At 68.2% G+C, this 2,463-nt stretch carries 4 protein-coding genes; 2 read left to right on the top strand and 2 right to left on the bottom strand.

The genetic code is table 11. The features are described from left to right. The first annotated feature begins 9 nt into the window (after positions 1 to 9). Both ACZ5PB_RS43395 and ACZ5PB_RS43400 read left to right on the top strand, forming a co-directional pair. A complete protein-coding gene (locus tag ACZ5PB_RS43395) occupies positions 10 to 123 on the top strand; it encodes a transposase (protein WP_468699265.1) in 114 nt (37 codons plus the stop codon). Between the two features lie 102 nt (positions 124 to 225). After that, positions 226 to 1,851, top strand: a complete 1,626-nt coding sequence (locus tag ACZ5PB_RS43400) for a thiamine pyrophosphate-binding protein (RefSeq protein WP_468699259.1) — start codon at positions 226 to 228, stop codon at positions 1,849 to 1,851. A gap of 121 nt (positions 1,852 to 1,972) precedes the next feature. Here the strand turns inward: ACZ5PB_RS43400 and ACZ5PB_RS43405 are convergent, their stop codons facing one another. Continuing rightward, positions 1,973 to 2,206 carry a hypothetical protein gene (locus ACZ5PB_RS43405; protein WP_468699261.1) on the bottom strand — a complete coding sequence of 78 codons (234 nt, stop codon included), beginning with the start codon at positions 2,204 to 2,206 and terminating at the stop codon, positions 1,973 to 1,975. 47 nt (positions 2,207 to 2,253) lie between these two features. Next, on the bottom strand, positions 2,254 to 2,463 hold a 210-nt coding region (locus ACZ5PB_RS43410), incomplete at its 5' end, for a transposase (RefSeq protein ID WP_468699263.1).

Raw genomic sequence — 2,463 nt, forward strand, 5'->3', positions numbered from 1 at the left:
GAGATCGGCGTGGAGCTGTTCTACCTGCCGCCCCGCAGACCGGAGTTGAACGACATCGAACTGGTCTGGCGCCAGGCGAAGTACCAGGGCTACCCACAACGGGGAGATAGCCCACACGAGTGACCGCGGGGATCTGTGCACCCAAAGAGGGCACGTGCACCTCAAAGCGCCCACTGGCTCTCCGTCACAGTGCGCGCTGTCACCGCTCGACGTCGGGAGCACACCATGCACGACACCGCAGCCGGCCCCTACCCTGAACGTTCCCGCGGCGCCGATGCCGTCCTGGACATCCTGCGCGACGAGGGCGTCCGGTACATTTTCGGCAACCCGGGAACGACCGAACTCCCCCTGCTCGAAGCCCTTGAGCACCATCCGGACCTCAGCTACGTTCTGGCGCTGCAGGAGGCGTCAGCAGTCGGCATGGCCGATGGATTCGCCCGGATTTCGGGGCGCCCGGCCGTCGTCAACCTGCATGCCGCTGCGGGCCTGGGCCATGCGATCGGCGCACTTACCAACGCCGCGGCCGCCCATGTTCCGCTGGTGGTCACTGCCGGGCAGCAGGACCTGCGCCATCTCTTCCACGACCCCGTCCTGGCCGGGGATCTGGCAGGTCTCGCCAGTCCCACCGTCAAGTGGTCCTACCAGGCGACCACCCGAGACGACGTCGGCGAGGCACTGCGACAGGCGTTCCACATCGCGACCACCCCACCCACAGGGCCGGTCTTCCTCGCGCTGCCCATGAACCTGCTGGACGAGCAGGGAGCACCGCCGCCTCGCCGCATCCCCACAAGTTCGCCCTCTGCGGCGCCCGTCGACCAACTGGTGTCATTGCTGAACCAGGAGAGGCCCGAGAGCGTCGCCCTCGTCTACGGAGACGAACTCGCCCGTAACGCCCCCGACGAAGGCATCGCGCTCGCCGAGGCCCTCGAAGCAGACGTCTGGGGCCCCGGCTGGCCCGCCACCAACCCCTTCCCGACCGGCCACGAGCGCTGGCGCGGATTCCTTCCCACCCACGTCGCCGGTATCCGTGCCGCCCTCGCCTCCTACCGCACGGTCCTAATCGTCGGAACGCACGTCTTCGACCGCTACTACCCCTACGAAGCGGGTCCCGTGCTGTCAGAAGGGATCACCAACATCCAGATCACCGCGGATGCGAACGCGCTTGGCCGGAGTGCACCACTGGACCTGGCACTGCACGGAGATCTGAAACCCACCCTCGCCGCACTGATCACCGCACTGGGCAACTCCACATCCCCTGCTGTCGCAGCTGTCGAAAATGCCGCAGCACATGGGAACGCCACCAGGAAGGAGGGTTCGAGCCCGCTCGACTGCACCAGCCTGGCAGACGTGCTGGACGACTGGCTCGGCCCGGACACCGTCGTCGTGGACGAAGCGCCCCAAGCGGCCCGCCACCTCCGTGCGGCCATGCGCCTCGCCCCCAACCAGTACCAGTGGGTGGCCGGCGGGCTCGGCTGGGCCATGCCGGCCGCCGTCGGAGCCTCTCTGGCGTGCAACCGCGGCCGGGTGCTGTGCACTCTGGGCGACGGGGCCGCGATGTACTCCCCCCAGGCTCTGTGGACCGCAGCTCAACTGCACCTGCCCATCACCTTCGTCATCGCCAACAATCAGGAGTACAGCGTCCTCAAGGCCAACTGGCGGCACCGCAATCCAGGGACCACCGACTTCATCGGACTCGACCTGCGCACACCCGCGCTCGACTTCGGTGCCCTGGCCACCTCCATGGGCGTCGTCTCCCACAGAGCCGAAACGCTCGACGAACTGCGCGACATTCTGCGCGCACCGTCCATCGGCCCGCGACTCATCGACGTCACCCTCCCGTCCGGCAACTAAGCGGCCTCGGCGAAGTCAGCTGCTGATCCCGCGCCCGCGGAGCGACGCCTATCGCCCTGGGGGGCGGGGTCCTGGGGATGGCCCCCTCGGCCCCTTGGCCGGTGTACCGCGGTGGAGCCGCTCAGCGCGATGCCTTGCGGGAGGCCACATCGCACCTACGCAGGAGACGGCTGACGCCGCCCTGCCCGTCCCTGCCACTCCAGATCAGTGCAGCCACCTGGAGCGGCAGCCATCGCAGGCGCTCCGGCAGCACGGAGCTCACCACCAGCCAGGCGAAGAACAGGCCGCACAGCAGCCTGCCGTGCGGTCGCGGACGGCCGTGAGCGGCTTTGCGCAACGTCACCTTCGAGGCCATGCCCCGACGCTAGGCGGCGTCCTCCGTGCCGGCATGAGTAGCAGTACTCAAAGTGCGGATTGGGCGACGTTCAGTTCTGCTTCTCGGATCCGCTCGCGTTGCCGCAGCAGCGCCCGGTCGATGGCCTCACCGATCGCGTCGGTGCTGGCCTGGGCACGTTGTGGGTAGCCCTGGTACTTCGCCTGGCGCCAGACCAGTTCGATGTCGTTCAACTCCGGGCTGCGGGGCGGCAGGTAGAACAGCTCCACGCCGATCTT

The sequence above is a fragment of the Streptomyces sp. NPDC032721 genome (assembly GCF_055579625.1).

Excerpts from the sequence above, each read along its gene's own strand:
- ACZ5PB_RS43400 (WP_468699259.1), top strand. The coding sequence starts at position 226 with ATGCACGACACCGCAGCCGGCCCCTACCCTGAACGTTCCCGCGGCGCC.
- ACZ5PB_RS43405 (WP_468699261.1), bottom strand. The coding sequence starts at position 2,206 with ATGGCCTCGAAGGTGACGTTGCGCAAAGCCGCTCACGGCCGTCCGCGA.